The organism is Wolbachia endosymbiont of Cylisticus convexus, assembly GCF_003344345.1.
This window is the reverse complement of record NZ_QPIP01000015.1, coordinates 1-18,521: the sequence shown is the minus strand read 5'-3', so window position 1 is coordinate 18,521 and position 18,521 is coordinate 1. Positions and strand designations below refer to the sequence as shown.

18 protein-coding genes, 1 tRNA gene, 1 other RNA gene and 1 pseudogene are annotated in these 18,521 nt (G+C 34.3%); 13 read left to right on the top strand and 8 right to left on the bottom strand.

The window, feature by feature from the left end; translation table 11 throughout:
• Positions 1-648, bottom strand: a complete 648-nt coding sequence (locus tag Wcon_RS02930; protein ID WP_114517162.1) for an O-methyltransferase — start codon at positions 646-648, stop codon at positions 1-3.
• Between the two features lie 250 nt (positions 649-898).
• Here Wcon_RS02930 and Wcon_RS02925 point away from each other — a divergent pair, with 250 nt between their 5' ends.
• Positions 899-1,177 carry a DUF2671 domain-containing protein gene (locus Wcon_RS02925; RefSeq protein WP_114517161.1) on the top strand — a complete coding sequence of 93 codons (279 nt, stop codon included), beginning with the start codon at positions 899-901 and terminating at the stop codon, positions 1,175-1,177.
• A gap of 28 nt (positions 1,178-1,205) precedes the next feature.
• Here Wcon_RS02925 and Wcon_RS02920 read toward each other — a convergent pair whose 3' ends face one another.
• The 3 genes from Wcon_RS02920 to ssrS form a co-directional block, all read right to left on the bottom strand.
• Entirely contained in the window at positions 1,206-1,898 is a 693-nt protein-coding gene (locus Wcon_RS02920) for a thioredoxin domain-containing protein (protein ID WP_179947470.1), read from the bottom strand.
• Between the two features lie 65 nt (positions 1,899-1,963).
• Positions 1,964-2,311, bottom strand: a complete 348-nt coding sequence (locus tag Wcon_RS02915; protein WP_237349999.1) for an SRPBCC family protein — start codon at positions 2,309-2,311, stop codon at positions 1,964-1,966.
• Positions 2,312-2,429: 118 nt separating this feature from the next.
• A non-coding RNA gene (gene ssrS / locus Wcon_RS02910) (6S RNA) lies at positions 2,430-2,591 on the bottom strand.
• 113 nt (positions 2,592-2,704) lie between these two features.
• On the opposite strand from ssrS, the gene Wcon_RS02905 reads away from it, so the two are divergent.
• Positions 2,705-3,289, top strand: a complete 585-nt coding sequence (locus Wcon_RS02905) for an MlaC/ttg2D family ABC transporter substrate-binding protein (protein WP_179947469.1) — start codon at positions 2,705-2,707, stop codon at positions 3,287-3,289.
• Positions 3,286-4,584 carry a bifunctional folylpolyglutamate synthase/dihydrofolate synthase gene (locus Wcon_RS02900; protein ID WP_114517159.1) on the top strand — a complete coding sequence of 433 codons (1,299 nt, stop codon included), beginning with the start codon at positions 3,286-3,288 and terminating at the stop codon, positions 4,582-4,584. The genes Wcon_RS02905 and Wcon_RS02900 overlap by 4 nt, the downstream gene beginning before the upstream one ends.
• Here Wcon_RS02900 and Wcon_RS02895 read toward each other — a convergent pair.
• Complete coding sequence (locus Wcon_RS02895; protein WP_114517158.1) at positions 4,572-5,492, bottom strand: molecular chaperone DnaJ; 921 nt, start codon at positions 5,490-5,492, stop codon at positions 4,572-4,574. The two genes, Wcon_RS02900 and Wcon_RS02895, sit on opposite strands and share 13 nt — an antisense overlap.
• A 359-nt stretch (positions 5,493-5,851) precedes the next feature.
• On the bottom strand, positions 5,852-6,031 hold the full coding sequence (locus Wcon_RS11210; RefSeq protein WP_147269137.1) for a hypothetical protein: 180 nt from the start codon (positions 6,029-6,031) through the stop codon (positions 5,852-5,854).
• Between the two features lie 331 nt (positions 6,032-6,362).
• Between Wcon_RS11210 and dnaE the strand changes: the two genes are divergently transcribed.
• The 6 genes from dnaE to Wcon_RS02865 all read left to right on the top strand — a co-directional run bounded on the left by dnaE (position 6,363) and on the right by Wcon_RS02865 (position 13,128).
• Positions 6,363-9,785 (top strand): DNA polymerase III subunit alpha, encoded by a 3,423-nt coding sequence (gene dnaE / locus Wcon_RS02890; protein WP_114517157.1) that lies wholly within the window; start codon positions 6,363-6,365, stop codon positions 9,783-9,785.
• A 48-nt stretch (positions 9,786-9,833) separates the two neighbouring features.
• Positions 9,834-10,607: a 30S ribosomal protein S6 gene (gene rpsF / locus Wcon_RS12755; protein WP_114517156.1), complete on the top strand. Its 774-nt coding sequence runs from the start codon at positions 9,834-9,836 to the stop codon at positions 10,605-10,607.
• Positions 10,607-10,885: a 30S ribosomal protein S18 gene (rpsR, locus tag Wcon_RS02880; protein WP_114517155.1), complete on the top strand. Its 279-nt coding sequence runs from the start codon at positions 10,607-10,609 to the stop codon at positions 10,883-10,885. Before rpsF ends, rpsR begins: the two co-directional genes overlap by 1 nt.
• A 3-nt stretch (positions 10,886-10,888) precedes the next feature.
• On the top strand, positions 10,889-11,413 hold the full coding sequence (gene rplI, locus Wcon_RS02875) for a 50S ribosomal protein L9 (RefSeq protein ID WP_114517154.1): 525 nt from the start codon (positions 10,889-10,891) through the stop codon (positions 11,411-11,413).
• A 351-nt stretch (positions 11,414-11,764) separates the two neighbouring features.
• The gene (gene purB / locus Wcon_RS02870; protein WP_114517153.1) at positions 11,765-13,057 is read left to right on the top strand and encodes an adenylosuccinate lyase; all 1,293 of its coding nucleotides are present in this window, start codon (positions 11,765-11,767) and stop codon (positions 13,055-13,057) included.
• Positions 13,057-13,128: transfer RNA gene (locus Wcon_RS02865), tRNA-Met, on the top strand. Before purB ends, Wcon_RS02865 begins: the two co-directional genes overlap by 1 nt.
• Positions 13,129-13,289: 161 nt before the next feature.
• On the opposite strand, the gene Wcon_RS02860 is transcribed toward Wcon_RS02865, so the two are convergent.
• Complete coding sequence (locus tag Wcon_RS02860) at positions 13,290-14,618, bottom strand: iron-containing alcohol dehydrogenase (RefSeq protein ID WP_114517152.1); 1,329 nt, start codon at positions 14,616-14,618, stop codon at positions 13,290-13,292.
• Positions 14,619-14,660: 42 nt separating this feature from the next.
• Between Wcon_RS02860 and dapE the strand changes: the two genes are divergently transcribed.
• From dapE to Wcon_RS02835, 4 genes and pseudogenes are all read left to right on the top strand, one after another.
• Positions 14,661-15,857, top strand: coding sequence for a succinyl-diaminopimelate desuccinylase (gene dapE / locus Wcon_RS02855; RefSeq protein WP_114517151.1), 1,197 nt, complete (start codon positions 14,661-14,663; stop codon positions 15,855-15,857).
• Between the two features lie 680 nt (positions 15,858-16,537).
• A pseudogene (locus Wcon_RS02845) lies at positions 16,538-16,711 on the top strand (IS4-like element ISWosp8 family transposase); the annotation flags it as partial.
• A gap of 470 nt (positions 16,712-17,181) precedes the next feature.
• Entirely contained in the window at positions 17,182-17,319 is a 138-nt protein-coding gene (locus Wcon_RS11380) for a hypothetical protein (protein ID WP_179947468.1), read from the top strand.
• A 46-nt stretch (positions 17,320-17,365) separates the two neighbouring features.
• Complete coding sequence (locus Wcon_RS02835) at positions 17,366-17,701, top strand: hypothetical protein (RefSeq protein WP_179947467.1); 336 nt, start codon at positions 17,366-17,368, stop codon at positions 17,699-17,701.
• Between the two features lie 391 nt (positions 17,702-18,092).
• On the opposite strand, the gene Wcon_RS02830 is transcribed toward Wcon_RS02835, so the two are convergent.
• Positions 18,093-18,521 (bottom strand): transposase (locus Wcon_RS02830; protein WP_147269136.1); only part of this gene is annotated, 429 nt, incomplete at its 5' end.

Genomic DNA, 18,521 nt, shown 5'->3' with positions numbered 1-18,521 from the left:
TTACGTTAGCTTTAAAGCTACAGTCATTCCTTCATCAGTCGGAATCAATATAGAGAAATATTTCTTTTCATCTGACAATCTATCATTAAACTCTCTCATAGCATGCCATGACTTCTCTGACACTCCTTTTGGAGGGGATTCTAAGAATACTGTGTTGAACAATAGAGTATTATCTGCAACAATCAGCCCATCTTGTTTAATGTATAGCTCTGCCCAATCTAAATATTTAGGATAACTAACTTTATCAGCATCGATGAATATCATATCAAAAGGTGTTTTTGCTGACAATTCATTAAGTTTTTCCAATGCATTGCCTTCTATTAAAGAAATTTTGTCACTCAGATTAAAAATACTAAAATTTTTTTTTGCTATTTTGCAATGCTGAGGATTATTTTCTATTGTATATATATGACCGTTTTCCGATAGAGCCTTTACCATACAAATTGACGAATAACCATATAACGTGCCAATTTCAACGATACTTTTGATTTTATGAATTTTGATAAATAAACTGAGTAACTTTCCTTCTTCAGGAGTGATTTGAATACGTTGCCCCTTCTCAAGAGTACAATATTCTTCTATTTTTTTATACTCTTTTGCAAATAAGTTTCTTATGTACAACGATTTTGTGCTAAAGTTATGACGCATTAAGTTTTATAATATAAATTAGGGAGGTTCAATCTATACAAGATTTGTAGATATAATAATATAGTTTAAAATAATAAAAACTTTTATTTTAAGTTGTTATTTTATAAAGTAAAATTTTAAGTGACAAAAATTATTATATATTTTACTATGGTTAACTAGTATAACAATTAATTGTTATACTAGAATTAAGGAGTTGTTTATTCACATTTCTCTTGAAATGTAATTTTTATAATCAATTAGAGGGGGTTATATGTCTTATAACATTGCTAATGAAGTTGAAACGTTAAACAAAAAGTCTAATAATAATGAAGGGGTGAGATTACTATACAATCCAGCTTACCGCGAGAAGTACAAAGAACGCTTTAACGAAGCTCAGAAAAAAGTTATGGATATGGTCCAATTTTATGATGGAACGATAATATTAATAGAGAATAAAATTGCCATGTATTACTATGCTTGGCACAGTAAAAAAAGAGAGTTTGAGCGTAAAAAGCAACAAACAGCGACAAAAAGCAATGATTCAGTATAGAGCCTTTATGTGGTAAGCTGCAGTGGTACTATTTCACTATAGCTTTTCCATATAATTCATTTATTACGTTAGTGAAGTATTTTAGCTCTTTATATCCTTCGTGTTTAATTTTATTATGATCTACGTATGATTTATCATCGTTAAGCTTGATGAAAAATATCGGAGTAGCCATGATATCAAGTTTATTAATTGCCAGTGATTTATCATTTATAACTTTATCCATCATTTTTTTATCATTAATGCATTGGTTAAATGTATCTTGCTTCAAATTGCTTAGTGCAGCAATTCTTTGTAGTACAGTTAAATCACTGAAATTGGAGTAGTTCCACGAGTCTATTGCATTAAAAACAGCTTTGTTAAAATTAAAGTAGTCTTCTTGTTTTTCATAGCAATGACTCAGCATTGCAGCCTTTAAACCTCTATAATCTAAAGGGAAATGACGAAATACATATAACATCTTACCTGTGTCTATGTATTTCTCTTTGATTTTAGGAAAAACTTTCTTATGAAAAAGAGAACAGTGATAACAAGTGAGTGAGGCGTATTCTATCATTAAAATTGGTGCTTTTGGATCTCCTAATAATTTATCATCAGGCAATAGTGATAGTAGTTCTTTTGGTGTTATTTCATCAGTGTTTTGAGTATTGGGTAAGTTTTGTTCAGTAGCTCCATAAGAACTAACACTTATAAAAATTAGTAAAAACAATAATCTAAAAATCATTACAATAGAAACACTTAACTTATTAAAAAAATAATGCATTTATATAAATAATGTCAAGATAACTTTTACTTGGCAAGGCTTTCGACTCTGTCTTTGAATGCAGCAATTATTTTGCTTTGTGTATACTTATATACTGACTTTAGTAAAGTGGAAAATGAGTTGGATTTAAATTCAAACTTTATATAGAACTCTACCATAGTTTTATTTTCGTTCATAGGAGTGAATTTCCATTCGTTGTATAAATGTTTAAATATTCCATTTGATGACACAGCTTTTATCCAACCTTCATTTGTTCCACTTGGAGAAAGGAAGGTCACTCCTGATGTGTAGCTTCCTTTAATACCATGAAAAGCTGCGAGGAGATCCACTATCATTTGGCTATCAGTTTTTCTTTTATATAAACAGCTTTGCACCAAGGAACAAAATCGGGATACTTCTCAACGTCAATTACAACTTGAAATATCTCATGAGATGAACAGAAAAAGATACCTTGTTCTTTATATTGGTGGAACATAAATCTGAACAATGAAAACGGGATCCATATCTACCGTCAGCCTTAGTAGATTCCTGAGACCTAAAGTTAAGGTGGGCATCACGTACTAATTTCAATGAAATTAACAGAGGCAATTCCCTTAATTAGAAATTATCGCTCGGGAAATTTAACTTAACTCATAACGTATAGCACAGACCCCAATTAATTATAGATTATTTATATAGAGTATGTCTATATATATTAAAGCTAGCGATTATTATTTTGCCTTTGTTAAATTTTGCATTTTAAGTATCATAGCTAATAAATATATCTTATGAATATTATTAAGCTCTTAGCCATTTTTATTGTAATCTCTTCAAGCGCTTATGCTAATTGCATAGGTCACAAAACTTTTGTGCTTGTCATGAAGCAGCAAGTAGACAGCACATCTATGAAAGGAAACAGAAAAAATCTAGATCATGTACACGAAAAGCTTCGGGAGATCATTCAGAATAACGTTAACCTCAAAGGAATATCTCAATTTGTCATAGGGAAATATTGGAAATTGGCTACTCAGAAAGAAAAAGAAGAGTTTTTAAAAGAATATGAAGTATATCTCACGCGTTTATGCGCTAAAATCTTGTATAAATACATAAATAATAGTGAAATGATCATAATGAGTACAAAAGCAATTGACAATGAAACCTGTCTGATAGGAACAAGACTTTCTTATGGTGATGAGGAATTTACAAATATTGACTTTAAAGTTACTAAAAGTGATAGTTCTTTCTTAATAAACGATGTTATAATGAGTGGGATAAGTATTGCCATTAATCAACGTTCTCAATTTAGTGAAAAAATCGACACGCATGGCATGGCAAGTGTAATAGACGAATTAAAATGTAACAATAATCCATGATGTACATGCCTCATTGGCCTAAGCCGCTTGGCAGTAGACCAAAGGATTTTTCTCTTGACCGCATAAAAAGCTTTCTCAATAGATTAGGCAATCCTGAGAAAAAAATACCGCCAATAATTCACATAGCTGGAACTAATGGTAAAGGATCGACACTATCGTTTATAAGATATATAATGCAAGCAGCAGGATATAAGGTTCATGCATACACTTCTCCGCATTTAGTGAATTTTAATGAGAGAATAGTTGTTGCAGGCAGCCATATCGACGACAATGAATTATATAGCTTGTTAGAAGAATGTCGCATCGCAATTGGAAAGCAATCTATTACTCTATTTGAAGCTACAACAATTGCAGCTCTCTTAGCTTTTTCTCGTCATAAAGCTGATATTAGTTTAGTTGAAGTAGGTATGGGTGGAAGGCTTGATGCAACAAATGTTATAGATAATCCGATTTTAACAATTATCACTGCCATTGCCCTTGATCATACAGAATATCTTGGTCCCACTGTGGAGATTATAGCAAGTGAAAAAGCTGGAATAATGAAACCTAATGTTCCTTGTGTAATAGCGCCACAAGAGAAATCTATAATAAATACGCTAGAACACCATGCAATAAATAAGAGATCTCCTCTGTACAGAGGAGGATTTGAATGGAATTGCGAAAAACAGAATAACAAAATGGTCTTTCAATCGTCTGTTCAATCAATAGAATTTCCTTTACCATCCCTGAAGGGTGATCACCAAATAATCAATGCAGGAACTGCCATTTCAGCATGTAGCATTTTAAGTGGAAAATATGGATTTGATATTGGAGAAGAGAACATTGCTTCAGGTTTACAGAGCACTTATTGGCCTGCGCGGCTAGAGTCTATAAAAGAAGGTAATTTAATTTCTTTATTACCAAAAGATTGGCAATTATTTTTAGATGGTGCACACAATAATGACGGTGCTAGAGTGCTATCTCAGTGGGTAAAAGATAATTTTGCTGAAGGTATTTATGTGGTTTTTGGTGTTACCCGTAACAGAAATGTGGAAGAGTTCTTAGAGCACTTAAAGCCATATATCAAACTATTATGCGCGATTTGTGTTAAATCTGAACCTCAAGCAACAAATACAGATTTAATCAAAGAAGGAGCTAATAGTATAGGAATAAATGCTATTGAATGTGAATCAATCGGCGATGCAATATTAAATCACATACTGAAAGCCTCTATTCAAAACGTCAAAACCATACTAATCTGTGGCTCGTTATTTCTAGCTAGAGATCTTGCTATGGAGAATAATCAACCTACTTGATGAGCCGAGACGTTAAAAGCACCATCAGGATTTACAATGCTGCTTGGTTTTCCGGTTAATGCTCCTATAGGTACATTTTGTTCATCACCTCTTCCTTCAGTTTTTACAAGATTTACAACTTTTCTCTCGTAGATCTCACTTGCTAATTGTAATAATAAAATACAACCTAGTACTGCAGTAGATCCGATGAGTATTTTACTGTTTAAGCAACTAGATTGGTACTGTAACACCAAACCTGCTATTAATAAAATAGGAGGGAGATAACTCGAATATTGGGCAATAAAAATGAGATATTTAAATCTTTTACTTTTTAATATTTCTTCCCATCTCTCTTCTTGATCTAAATTTTCACCTTGTTCCCGTTGAGAATTTTGCAAATCCAAATCTTCTTTAACTACAGAAGCTATCAAATAAACAGATAAGAAAAAAATTGTAACAGATGTTATTAGGCTTGCACTAAACAAAATGCCAGGTGCGTCAGTAAAATTAGCAGCCTTATATAGCTTAAACCCCAAGTAAATATACGACACTAATAACGAGATGTACAGTAAGAATCTTACCAAACTAAAAACAACATAATACTTTGTATACTTATTATTCTGACGTTGCTTAATCAATTGTAAACACCTTCGCGTTTCTTCAGGAATGATTAATCCCCTATTCTTCTTATTTGGTGATTTAATATATTGCAAAAGTGCTGCTTTATTTCTGTTAAGGGCCTGTATTTTTTCATCGCTACCTCCTGATTTATCTGGGTGACACTTTATTGATAACCTTCTATAATTTTTTGCTATTATATTAGATATTTCTAGGAAGTTACGACCTTCTACTTCTTGCGTTTCAATGCCTAGCTCTTTAAATAAACTTTCATTATAATCATATTCTCTTTTTCTTAGCTTATAACCCATGCTTCCACCTCATAAATTAACTAACTATTAATACTTTATAATATATAAATTTCCAAATCATGTCAATTATTTCATTCATGCTTATTGTATGAATTATTTCTTTCACGACTACCATGACAAGTGTATGAAAATTATCATTTAGTGCATAATAGTGCTTCAATGTTTAGGGTTACAGTTTTCATTGGTCATTTGAGTTACTCAAATCCAATTCATGCCAGTTCTATCTATCTTGTCATTTAAGTAGCCCTTTTTGTGTAATCCCAGTACCCTCTGTGGTGTCATCCAAGTAGCTGACACTGGCTTTCCGTAATCTCAAAAAACGTTGTGTTTTAGCATAATTTTGTGCTCAATATGCTTATTTATAGTAAAAATTTCTGGATTTCAGCATCAAATGCTGGAATATGGGTATCATTCAAGTAGCCCTTTGTTGTCATCCCAGTGCTCCGACACTGGGATCCAGGAATCAGCGTCACGCGCTGGCTCTCTAAAATTACTTTAGCTATAAATATTAAGAAATTTACTAAATAAAAAAAAGACAAAAGAACCCCCGTATAGCGAGTTTTGACCCTATAATAATTTAAATTGGCGTTGTAATAATGTGCTAACGCTTATTTTAAGCGCGATTTGGCTGAATGTAGAAAAAATAAAAAAGACATGCAGCCGCTATAATTTTTTGTAATTTGCCAATAAATATCTGAGTTTTTTACTGAATTTTTGTTGTTGAACCCGCGCGGATCAAAAACAAGGATAAACACTCTTACTGTCATGGTAAGGGAAATGGCAAGGTTTGTCAAGTTTTTCCTGTTGGACCTTTTCATATCCTTACGGGTAAATTAATGTTATCCTTCTATTGCTAATCTAAAGTTTTTTATGTTCATACACTTACGTGTTCATAGTGTTTATTCGCTGCTTGAAAGCTCGGTTAAAATTGAGGAGCTGATCGGTCTTTGTTTGCGAAATAAAATGCCGGCGGTTGCAATTACTGATTCAGGTAATTTATTTGGCTCACTCGAATTTGCAGAATATGCAGCAGGTAGGGGAATACAGCTAATAATAGGATGCAATATTATAGTTAAACATTCAGAACAAAATTTATCTATATTATTGCTTGCAAAAAATGAACAAGGGTACACTAATTTAGTCACTTTGGTGAGTGAGTCTTTTAGAAAGCGCAAGAACAACAGCGATATTCCTTACGTTGATTTTGATGAGCTATTGAATTTAAGTACGGGTCTAATCGCTTTAACCGGTGGATGTTTGGCTCAACTATTATTGGGGCAAGATAAAGAAACGGTTGAAAAACTGCTTTCAGCATTCGATGGTCATTTATATGTTGAATTGCAGCGTCATGGGCTGAATAAAGAGCTAGAGCTTGAAGAAGCTTTGATAGACTTTGCTTATCAGTGCAATATACCACTAGTTGCAACAAATGACGTATTCTTTACAAATAGATCTGACTATGAAGCTTATGATATATTAACGTGTATATCAGAGGGTAGTTATGCTCTCGAAAATAACAGGAAAAAGCTAACCACTGAGCATTATTTCAAATCTGCAGCAGAAATGGAGGAGCTGTTTAGCGATATCCCCGAAGCAATTTATAACACCTTAGTAGTAGCTAGACGATGCTCTTACATGCCAAGAAGTAGGCAGCCTATTTTGCCTAAATTTCCTTGTCGAGAAAATAAAACTGAGAATGAAGAATTGAGGGAGCAGTCGATTGCGGGATTAGAGCTTCGTATTTCACAATCTTCTTCTGTCACCAGAACACCCTCCACTGTCATCCCAGTACTTGATACTGGGATCCAGAGAGATTCCAGCGTCACGCGCTGGAATGACACCAAACCAGATGATGACACACAACATGATATCGATTTCAAGCAATACTACGATCGGTTGAATTACGAACTAAGCGTAATAACTTCGATGAACTACGCTGGCTACTTTTTGATAGTTTCTGATTTCATTCGTTGGAGCAAAGCAAATGGCGTTCCAGTTGGTCCAGGAAGGGGTTCTGGTGCTGGGTCAATTGTTGCTTGGGCACTACAAATTACAGATCTTGATCCAATAAAATTTGGTCTGATCTTTGAAAGATTTTTAAATCCTGATCGTATATCGATGCCTGACTTTGATATTGATTTCTGCCAGGAAAAGAGGGACTTAGTTATTGATTATGTTTGGAAGAAGTACGGTTATGTTGCTCAAATAATCACTTTTGGAAAATTGCAGGCTAGGGCTGTGCTGCGTGACGTTGGTAGGGTGCTACAGATGCCTTACGCTCAGGTGGATAAAATATCCAAAATGGTTCCGTTTAATCCAGTAAACCCTGTAACTTTATCACAAGCGATAGAGTTTGATCAAAATCTGCAGAAAGAAAGGGACAGTGATGAAGTAATTGCAAAACTCCTTGATATCTCTCTTAAGCTTGAGGGAATATACCGTCATGTTTCAACTCATGCTGCTGGAATTGTAATATGCGATCAAAAATTAGAAAATTTTGTTCCTGTGTATTATGATCCAAATTCAGCTCTGCCAATCACTCAATATAGCATGAAATATGTGGAAAAAGCTGGGCTAATAAAATTTGATTTTCTCGGACTTGGTACGCTAACGCTAATAGATCATGTTTGTCGTTTAGTTAATCGCAATGAAAAAAAAATTGATATTTCTTCAGTACCTTTGAATGATCAGAAAACCTATAAAATGCTCTCAAGAGGTGATGCAATTGGAGTATTTCAGCTTGAAAGTTCGGGTATGAGAGAAGCTTTAATAAAGCTAAAACCAGACTGCATTGAAGACATCATTGCTTTAATCTCCCTTTACCGTCCAGGGCCTATGGATAACATTCCAACTTATATTGCAAGAAAACACGGGCTTGAAAAGCCAGATTATATTCACCCATTGCTTGAGGAGGTGTTGAAAGAAACATTCGGAGTGATAATCTACCAAGAACAGGTAATGGAAATAGCACGTATTCTCTCTGGGTATAGCCTTGCAGAGGCAGATTTACTCAGACGTGCTATGGGTAAGAAAATCAAAGAAGAGATGGATAAACAACGTGAACTTTTCATCCAAGGAGCAACGAAAAATGGTGTTGATTATGATAGGGCAAGTTATATTTTTGACCTTGTTGCAAAATTTGCTGGTTATGGATTTAACAAATCTCATGCAGCTGCATATGCGATTATATCTTACCAAACAGCTTACCTTAAGGCTAACTACCCGTTAGAATTTTTTACGGCCTTGATGAATCTAAATATTGATGATAGAGACAAGCTAAACTTATTTTATCATGCTGCAAAGTTCAGTGGAGTTGCTGTTCTTTCACCTGATATCAGCAAATCTAAGGCTAAATTTTCAATAGAGAGTGAACATGTACGTTACGGAATTGCTGCTCTGCGTAATGTTGGTTTGTCTATAGCGGAAGGGGTAGTAAACGCACCTTATAAGGACATATGGGAATTCGTTCAAAATTCGGGTCATATAATAAATAAAAGGGCACTAGAAAGCTTAATTAAATCTGGAGCATTCGATAGTGTGCATCAAAATAGAAAGCAACTATATGAATCAATAGATACGCTGATTTACTTTGCAAATAAAAATAGGCAGTCAAATCAAGCTGTTTTATTTGGCAATCTTAATGTCCTCAAGCCAAAACTCGAGGATGTGGAAGATTTCAATGAAGAGGAAAAATTAGAGCATGAGTTATTTTCACTGGGATTTTACTTAACTAATCACCCACTTGAAAAATTTAGAACTCTTTTGAAAAAATTAAATATTGGGTTTATCGGAGAGAGTAAGACGACAAAAACTGCTGGTGTAATATTAAATGTACGTATGAGAACTTCAGAGCGTGGAAGATTTGTTATCCTCACGCTTTCTGACCCCCACAATGTTTCTGAAATAGCATTCTACAATAATGAAATAATAGAAGAAAAAAGGAATCTATTTTCGCCTGGAACATTTGTAGTAATTGACCTTGAAATTTCGGAGAGCACAACGAGGCTATCAGGAAAGGACATATCTGAATTTACAGAAAAGGTCACTTCTCTAATGAGAGGATTAGTTTTAACTGCTGTATGTGCAGATTTGCAAAAAGTTGCTGAGGAGTTGAATTCAGTGTTGAAAAATGGAGGCAAAACCAAAATAATGCTTGAGCTTCTTCTTGAAAAACATAAAGTAAGCATCTTGTTGCCAGGTGCATATTCAATCACCCCCCAAGCTATTTGTGAAATATCTAACTTAAGTTGGATTAAAGGCATAGAAATTAATACAAATAACTTGCTTATATAAAAAAGTTTTATATAATAAAGTGTTTAATTGATATTAAAGGAAGATATAGTGAATCTTTATGAATTTACTTTTATAGCACAACAGAGCTTGTTGCGGCAAGAAGTAGAAGAAATGGTCCAAGAATTGGCTATTTCGTTGAAAAATATTAAAGCAGATGTTATTTCTCAGGGGGTTAAAAGTTTTATAGAAAGAGAATATGGCACAGTTACAAAACAAGAGTTAGAGACAAGTGCTGAAAACATTAAAGAGAGTCTGATTGTTTACTCTAGTGTCTTGGAAGAGCTTACAAAAATTTTATGGGTTGAGTTGGAAGAAGATTTCTCAAATTTAAAAGAAATAAAGTTAAAAATCGATAAAGAGTTGAAAGATGAACTAAGTGATACGGGAATAACACAAAATCTTATGAACCTTCCAGGAGCTAATACTAAAAGTGCATTTATCTATAATGTAGTAAATGCTTTTAAGGAAAATATTTCACAACATCTAATAAAGATCCTCCAAGAGGTTTTGAAAAGTTTTAAAATAGTAGGCTCAAATCAATTGAGTAAAACGCTGGAAGTGCTTTTGAAAAATATTGAAGCTTCAGGATTGATAAAATATGAATATTGGGGTCTATTGGATTTTGCATACCCAATAAATAAGGTGAAAAGTGGTCATTACTGTATGATGTGTATAAGTTCTACTTCAAGCATTATGGATGAATTTAAGCGTAGAGTAAAACTGAATGAGAGTATTATTCGCCACTTCTCTGTGCGGGTTAATGAGTTTTTTAAAGGTAAATCTTACATGATGGATAAACAAATTGAGGAGCAAAGTGCATAATGATGAAAAGACGAAATAGTTTTAATAATTCTTACGTATCTGTAAATAATAGAACTGGTTTTAAGCGTTCTAAAGTCTGTCCTCTTGCTGCATTTAAAGGTGAAGATATAGACTATAAGAACATAGATTTATTGTCTAAATTTACCTCTGACTATGGTAGAATGTTACCTAGAAGATTAACAGGTGTGTGTGCAAAAAAACAAAGGAAGTTACGCTTAGCGATCATGAGGGCACGCTTTTTAGCTCTTGCTCCTTACTGTACTAAAAAAGTTAGGTAATTTATGTTAGTAATTTTAAAGGAAAATATAAGAACTTTAGGTAAGCTTGGTGAAGTTGTCAAAGTTAAGCCAGGTTATGCACGTAATTTTCTTTTTCCACAAAAAAAGGCGATGAAAGCCACTAAGGAAAATTTAATAAAGTTAGAGGAACAGTGTTTGTTATTGGAAGAAGAAAATATCAAAAAGTTAAGTGCAGCAAAAGTGCTTGGATTATCATTGCATGATAAATTTGTAATATTAATAAAGCAGGCTTCAGAGGATGGAAAGATTTTTGGCTCTGTAACAACACGTGAAATTGCAAAAATTTTATCACAAGAAGGGTATGAGATAAGTCATCATAATTTATCTTTTGGTGGAATAAGTATCAAAAATTTGGGCGAGTATCAAGTAAATATAGAATTACATAGTAAAGTGATAGTACCAATTACCATATACGTTGTAAGATCTGAAAAAGATGCACATGAATTGAGGCAAGTAAAGTTGCAAAATCAGAAATCTGAGCAACAAGAAGATACAAATAACGAATAGCAGTGAATAAAACATCTCAACTACCAGTGTCGTCCCACTGCGTGACACACAACTGTGCAAACGTTTATCTCAGAAACAGTGTGTTAAATATTATGGCCGTTTTTGCCTCAAACACAAAGGTGTCATTCCAGTGCTTGACACTGGGATTCAGCCCTTTCATGCGATTCCATCGAAAATGCTGTTTTTACATAAAATTAGCTACTTTTACATTCACCTACTTAGTGTCTAATCAAAATGCCTGGATCCCAGTGTCAAGCACTGGCTCATGGTGGACTCAAATCATAATGTTCGTACAGTTGTATGTGTGACATTGGGGTCTAGCATGTGCAGGAATGAGTCAGAGTTCATCTAATGATCCCACGCTATAGCCGTAAAGAAATGTCTTCCATTTGGGAAGAAAAAAATAAGCTCAATATATGGCTCAAAATAGAAAAATTAGTGTGTGAAGCTCAAGCAAAATTAGAAGTAATTCCAAACGATGTTGCTAAAAAGCTCTCTGGTTCTATTGAATTTGATATTGAGCGTATCAATGAAATTGAATCTATTGTAAAACATGATGTTATAGCTTTTTTGACATACATTGCTGAAAAAGCGGGAGTTGATGTTCGTTATCTTCATTATGGAATGACAAGTTCTGATATTTTAGATACATGCCTTGCGGTTCAGTTGAAAGAATCATGTGATATTTTACTTGAGAATCTAGAAAATATACTTGCAGCATTGAAAAAAAAAGCTGAGGACTATAAAGATGTTGTTTGTGTTGGGCGCAGTCATGGAATGCATGCAGAACCAACAACTCTTGGATTAAAATTTGCTAGATTTTATGCTGAATTTAAACGTAATTATCAGAGATTAATTAACGTGCAAAAAGAGATCTCAATTTGTAAAATATCAGGTGCAGTAGGTAATTTTGCAAATGTTAATCCGTATGTTGAAGAGCATGTAGCGAAAGAAATGGGACTCATACCTGAAACCATATCATCCCAAGTCATTCCTCGTGATAGACATGCCATGTTCTTTTCAATTTTGGGAGTGGTTGCAAGCTCAATGGAAAATGTTGCTGTTGAAATTCGTCATTTGCAAAGAACTGAAGTTGGAGAAATTTCCGAATATTTTTCCACTGGGCAGAAGGGAAGCTCTGCTATGCCGCATAAGTGTAATCCTATTTTAAGTGAGAATTTGACTGGGCTCTCACGCTTAATACGCAGCTATGTATTTCCTGCATTAGAAAATGTTGCATTATGGCACGAACGAGATATATCACATTCATCTGTAGAAAGGTGCATTGCTCCTGATGCTTGTATAACAATGGATTTTGCTTTAGTGCGATTAACAGATTTGATAGATAAATTAGTGGTCAATAGAGAAAACGTTGAAAAGAATTTAAATTCTTCAAGAGGTTTAATTTTTTCACAGCGTGTATTACTTGAGTTAGTAAATAGCGGTTTAACTAGGGAAGAGGCATATAAAATTGTTCAGAACAATGCAATGAAAGTAAAGCAAGATAACAGTGGTTTTTTGTTCGAATTGAAACAAGATAAATCCTTGCATGGAATTATTGACTCTGAAAAACTTGAGTCTTTGTTTGATTTGAAGTATTATATGAAACATATAGATTATATATATAGCAAGGTTTTTAATTAGGCTGAGTAGCTCAGTGGTAGAGCAGGAGGATCATAATCTCTTGGTCGGGGGTTCAAGTCCCTCCTCAGCCACTCAAGCTAAACTATGTTTAGCGCCCTAGATTTACTTATGAAATGGTTACTATGGGTGGGTTATCTTTCTACCCAGGTGTACAGCTTAGTAGATAATAGGTAGGAAAAAGGGTTAGCTTTTGTCTTATGGCTCTTTTAATAACAGAATTTTACTACAAAACTTAACTTTCTTCTATACAGCTGGCCAGATCAAGAAAGGTGAATCTATCTCTTGTTACAAATGCAAGATTGACTACCTTGCAGTATTGCTCTTTGTTCCAACTTAGATGCTCAGGTAAGTATGGCATTGATAGATCTTCAAATACTTTCTGCAGATGTTTTGCAGATAGTAAATTTCGCTTAATTAAACTGGAAATATTATTCCATTCTTTATGAATGATCTCTCCAATTTTTTGTTGCATGATTTGCTTATATTTTAAAATTTTTGTAAATTCAGTATTATAAAAGTACTCTGCTAAATCTTCTGTCATCTCAGTAGCGTGACATCCAGAATCCTTACTGCCAAAGTAGTTTATTGGTTTAACGATAGGACTTTGTATTGATAATATCTTTTCCTGTAAATTAGCCATAGTAATCGTCGTAACAGCAATTTTTTCGCCATGTAACGAAGAGGAATAATCTTTTGTTACCATCTCCATTGCATGAGCTATCATATGTTCTCCTTGGCTTGCAGAGTAGCTGCCCTTTGATATCACCATTCCAAGTCCTGAAATCAATAAGGCTTCCATGAGTAATAAAACTATTCTTTTGTCTTTTTTAGCAAGCGCTAAGTGTTCTCTGAGCAAAATTTCCTCCAGGTTGCGAACAAGTTTAAAGGGGAGTTCATTATATTCTGTGCCAAGTAATAGATGAGATAATAGCCAATCGGCTTGTACTGTTGAACGACAGATGAAATCTGCAAATCCGCTTAATGTGAGGCGCAGTGGTGCATTGGTAATTATATCGGTATCAATGTATATTGCCTTTGGAAGATGTGCTCCAAACGATTTTTTATATCCATCAACTAATATTGAAGCGTTTGCAGAGCTGTATCCATTCATGGAAGCTGCTGTTGGAAAGGATATGTAGTTTTTGCTTTCTAAATAGCTTGCGTACTTACAGATATCATTAACAGTGCCACTGCCAAATGCAACTATTAGATCGCTATCTTTTGTTTTGTTTCTAACTAGGTTTACAGTTTTGAGAGAAGCAGCTCTGTTCAGTCTACCTGGTGTCATCCCAGTACTTGATACTGGGATCCAGGAAAAAGATGTATAGATTCCAGCGTCACGCGCTGGAATGACAGGTGTGGCTGGAATAATTAAGTGAGAAATTTTATTAAATATGTTTTTATTAAAAAGTTTTGCTGTATTTTCATCTGCAACTAAAAAAATGTCATTTCCGTATTGTCTACATATTTCATAGATATTATCAGCAAGGCAATGGTCTACTGTTACTTCCCTTATAAGAACTTGTTCAGTTTGCTGTAATATTTGTTTTAAATATCGCATAGAATGTTTACAATATGGTAATGTTAGTATTTCAAGATTGATATGAAGATTGACCCTGTAGAGCTAACTAAGAAATTAATTTCTTTTAAAAGTATAACACCAAAAGACGATGGGGCAATAGAGTATATAGCAGACATTCTCAAGAAAAGTGGTTTTGAATGTGAGATTTTGGAGTTTGGTGATAAAGTTAAAAATCTTTATGCGAAATGTATAAATGGGGTACCAAATTTGTGTTTTGCTGGCCATGTTGATGTTGTACCACCAGGTGAGTTAAAAGATTGGACGTCTGATCCATTTAAGCCAGAAGTGGGAGAGGGAATGTTATATGGAAGGGGTGCAGCTGATATGAAAAGTGGAATAGCCGCATTTATTGCTGCTATGGTAGATTCAGTTGCAGGTAAGTTTCGATTCAGTGGTTCAATCAGTGCATTGATTACCAGTGCTGAAGAAAGCACGGAAGAACATGGAACAAAGGCAGTTTTGGAATGGATGAAAAGTAAGCAAAAAAAGATAGATTTTTGTGTAGTTGGAGAACCAACCAGTAGTGAAAAATTAGGCGATACCATAAAAATAGGCAGAAGAGGTTCTGTAACATTTGAATTAATTTGCTATGGAAAACAAGGGCACGTTGCCTATCCAGACCTAGCGGATAATCCAATATATAAAATGATATCGATATTAAGTAGAATAAAAGATACCACTTTTGATAATGGTAATAAATATTTTCAGCCTTCACATTGCGAAGTTACTACTATCGATGTTGGAAATAATACTAGCAATCTAATACCTGGTTCAATAGCAGCAAGTTTTAATGTTCGATATAACAATACAAAAACACCGGACGGTTTATATAAGCTGATTGATGAAATATGCTCCAATGTAACCAACGATTATAAACTTTCTATGCAGAACAGCAGGAACGTTTTTCTCTCTACTTCTGATAGAAATACTGATATTATGCTTGATGCGATAAATAAAATTACCGGTATTGATGCTGTGCTGAGTACAAGTGGTGGTACATCTGACGCTGCGTTTATTAAGGATATTTGTCCAGTGATTGAATTTGGTATGATCAACAAAACCGCACATCAGACAAACGAATGTGTGTCAGTAGACGATATACACAAATTAACAGCTATATATAAGGAGTTTATAAAAAATTATTTTTACCCAACTAATAAAATACTAAACCAGATCAATGTAATTGGTAATGTTCCCGATGGTCCATTATTAGCTTGAGGTGCAGCTGCCTATAGAGAAGAAAACTTACTTGACAAACCTTCCCGCTTTCCTTTACCATGAAAATGAAGCTATATTATTTAACTTTCCAATTTGTGCAGATTAAAATGACAAGAAGACTTGTGTTTGGCGTACTATTTTTGCACTATGTGCACACTATGTCTTTATAAAATTTCTGGGTTTTTCCCTACACAAGCTGAAAAACGCTGTTTAAGACATCACCCAATGTCAAATTTTAAAATAAAGAGTAGAATAACTAGCTGCTACGGGGGTTCTTTGTCTTTTTTTTCTGCTGGTAAATTTTTTAAACATTTGTGATTGCATTTAAAAGCAGCTAAATTGCAGTGTTTAAGACTAAAAAGCGCCGATACTGAAAATAAACAGTGGTCAGGGCTTCTTTTGCCTTTTTTTACTTAGTAAATTTCTTAATATTTATAGCTAAAAGAGACCGAAAATGGTGGCGTGTGAAGCTGGTTCACTTTATGACGATGTCATCCCAGTACTGGGATGACAAGAAAAGAAGCACTGGTTTCAATATTTGCACATTAGCTAACATCTGAACAGGCAATGGCGTCAACTTAAGGGGAGATATTAAGGAGTAAAATACTACAAGAGACAGGACTTTTGTTTCTATTTTATTTCAATAAAAAAGTTTAAAATGTGTCTTTTTTAGGTGAGACATGCAAAAAGGAAAAAATCTTATCTTACAAATAAAAAATGCAATATACTCGAAAACTTTTCAGAAAATCCATTATATTGGAAAAAACAGTTTCACACGAACAAGAAAACTTCCTTTTTCGACAGTATTTTCTATGATTTTAAAGTTAGTTAAAAAAAGTTTAGGAATAGAATGTGTGCGCCAAGAGAAGCGTCTAGAACACAGTTGGTCAACTTAGGCAAAGTCTAGCCAACAGCCTAAAACGGACCATTATGCTACGTAAGGTAACAAACGTAGTAAAGCTAAGGGAACGAACAATACAGGGTACAACGAAAGTGAAGGTATTGAGTCCCGAAATTACCAACATCATGGAGGTCGACACTTTCCATATAGTGGAAGACAGCATGAAGGGTAACGATAAGGCAAGTTATCACTCACTCTATCGGGATCGGAGGCCGTGTCATGTGTTGAGATGGATTCTAAATGAACTTGGGAGATCCTTTGTATTCCTACTAAGGTACGTTGGAACAAGTCAACAAAGGCGAGAATTAACGGAAGATACAAAGGAAGTCGGACTGATTGATAGTACTCAGAGTGTGGGAAACAAGGGGAAGCGATCAGCGGTATAGTTAGGGATTGTTACACCAACACAACAGAGGTTGGGATATGATGCAAGGAAAACTAAATCAGATAGCAGTAATCAAAGATGCTATGAATGCTACACTGAAGAGCCGTATGCGGGAAATTCGCAAGTACGGTTCTGTTGGGGGGATCATAGCAGTTAAACCTAATAGGAGGATTTAAAGTTATGATCTCTACCAGACAATTGAATAATAATAAAGGTAGAAGGATGCCAAAACCATATAGTGAAGATCTCAGAGGACGTGTTTTGAAAATAGTTGACGATGACAATGGAAGCAAGATGTTCAAAATCGACAGAAAACCATATATTGGTGGAAGAGAAGAAACAGGTAGTATAAAACCGTCATTCGGCTACCAAAAGGAACATAGTCATAAGATAAAAGACTTAGATAGCCTGGTCAAATTTGTGGATGTAAAGCGGGATATTAAAGTTGAAAAGATAATTGAAGAATTTGGCAATATGTGCAAGGACACAGTATATAACTATCTTAAAAAAGTAAACTATAGATATAAAAAAAACTTTTCTTTATCAAGAAAGGGATAAAGTGAAACGCGAAGAGTTCATGAAAAAGATAGAAGAAATAAACGGAGAAAACTTGATATTCATAAGGGATAGAGGACAATGAATTTTATGCATACGGATGGGCTAAAAAAGGCAAAAGGTTATTTGCAGATAAACCAGGATACAAAAGAAGGAGAGTGAGCATAATTGGAGCACTGAATGAAGGAAAAACCATGGATAATTGATGGGTATTGTAACAGCGAAATATTTGAAGCATACATCGAAAATAGGCTTGTCCCAATATAAAAACCTGATCATTCTCGACAATGCGAGCTTTCATAAATCTGAAAGAACGAAAAAATTAAAAGAAAGTGTTGAATGTAAAGTTTTATTTTTGCCGGGAATGTTCAAAAAAGTGTGTCAAGCCGCATTTTTAGTTCAACTCAATTTTCAACCTATCTGGAAAGAAAATATCAAGTTGAGACATAGTTAAAGCCCAATTAGGGAGAGCCATAATCCACTTTTGCTCTACCTTTTTTATAGCACAATATACCTGTTTGTACAAGGCATTTGTACTAGTAAATGAACCCTTAGTTTTAGTAAATTTCCTGATTTGTCTATGCAACCCCTCAATTGGATTAGTGGTGTAAATCAGCTTCCTAACTGGCCCAGAATACTTAAAATAACTGGATAAGTTTTCCCAATTGTTCTGCCAGGATTTTATAACTAAAGGATACTTTTCTCCCCATTTTCCTTCCAGCTCAAGCAGATAATTCTCAGCAATTTCTTTACTTGAAGCACGATATATTTTTTTCAGATCATTCATGAAAACTTTCACATCTTTACTGGATACATATTTCAG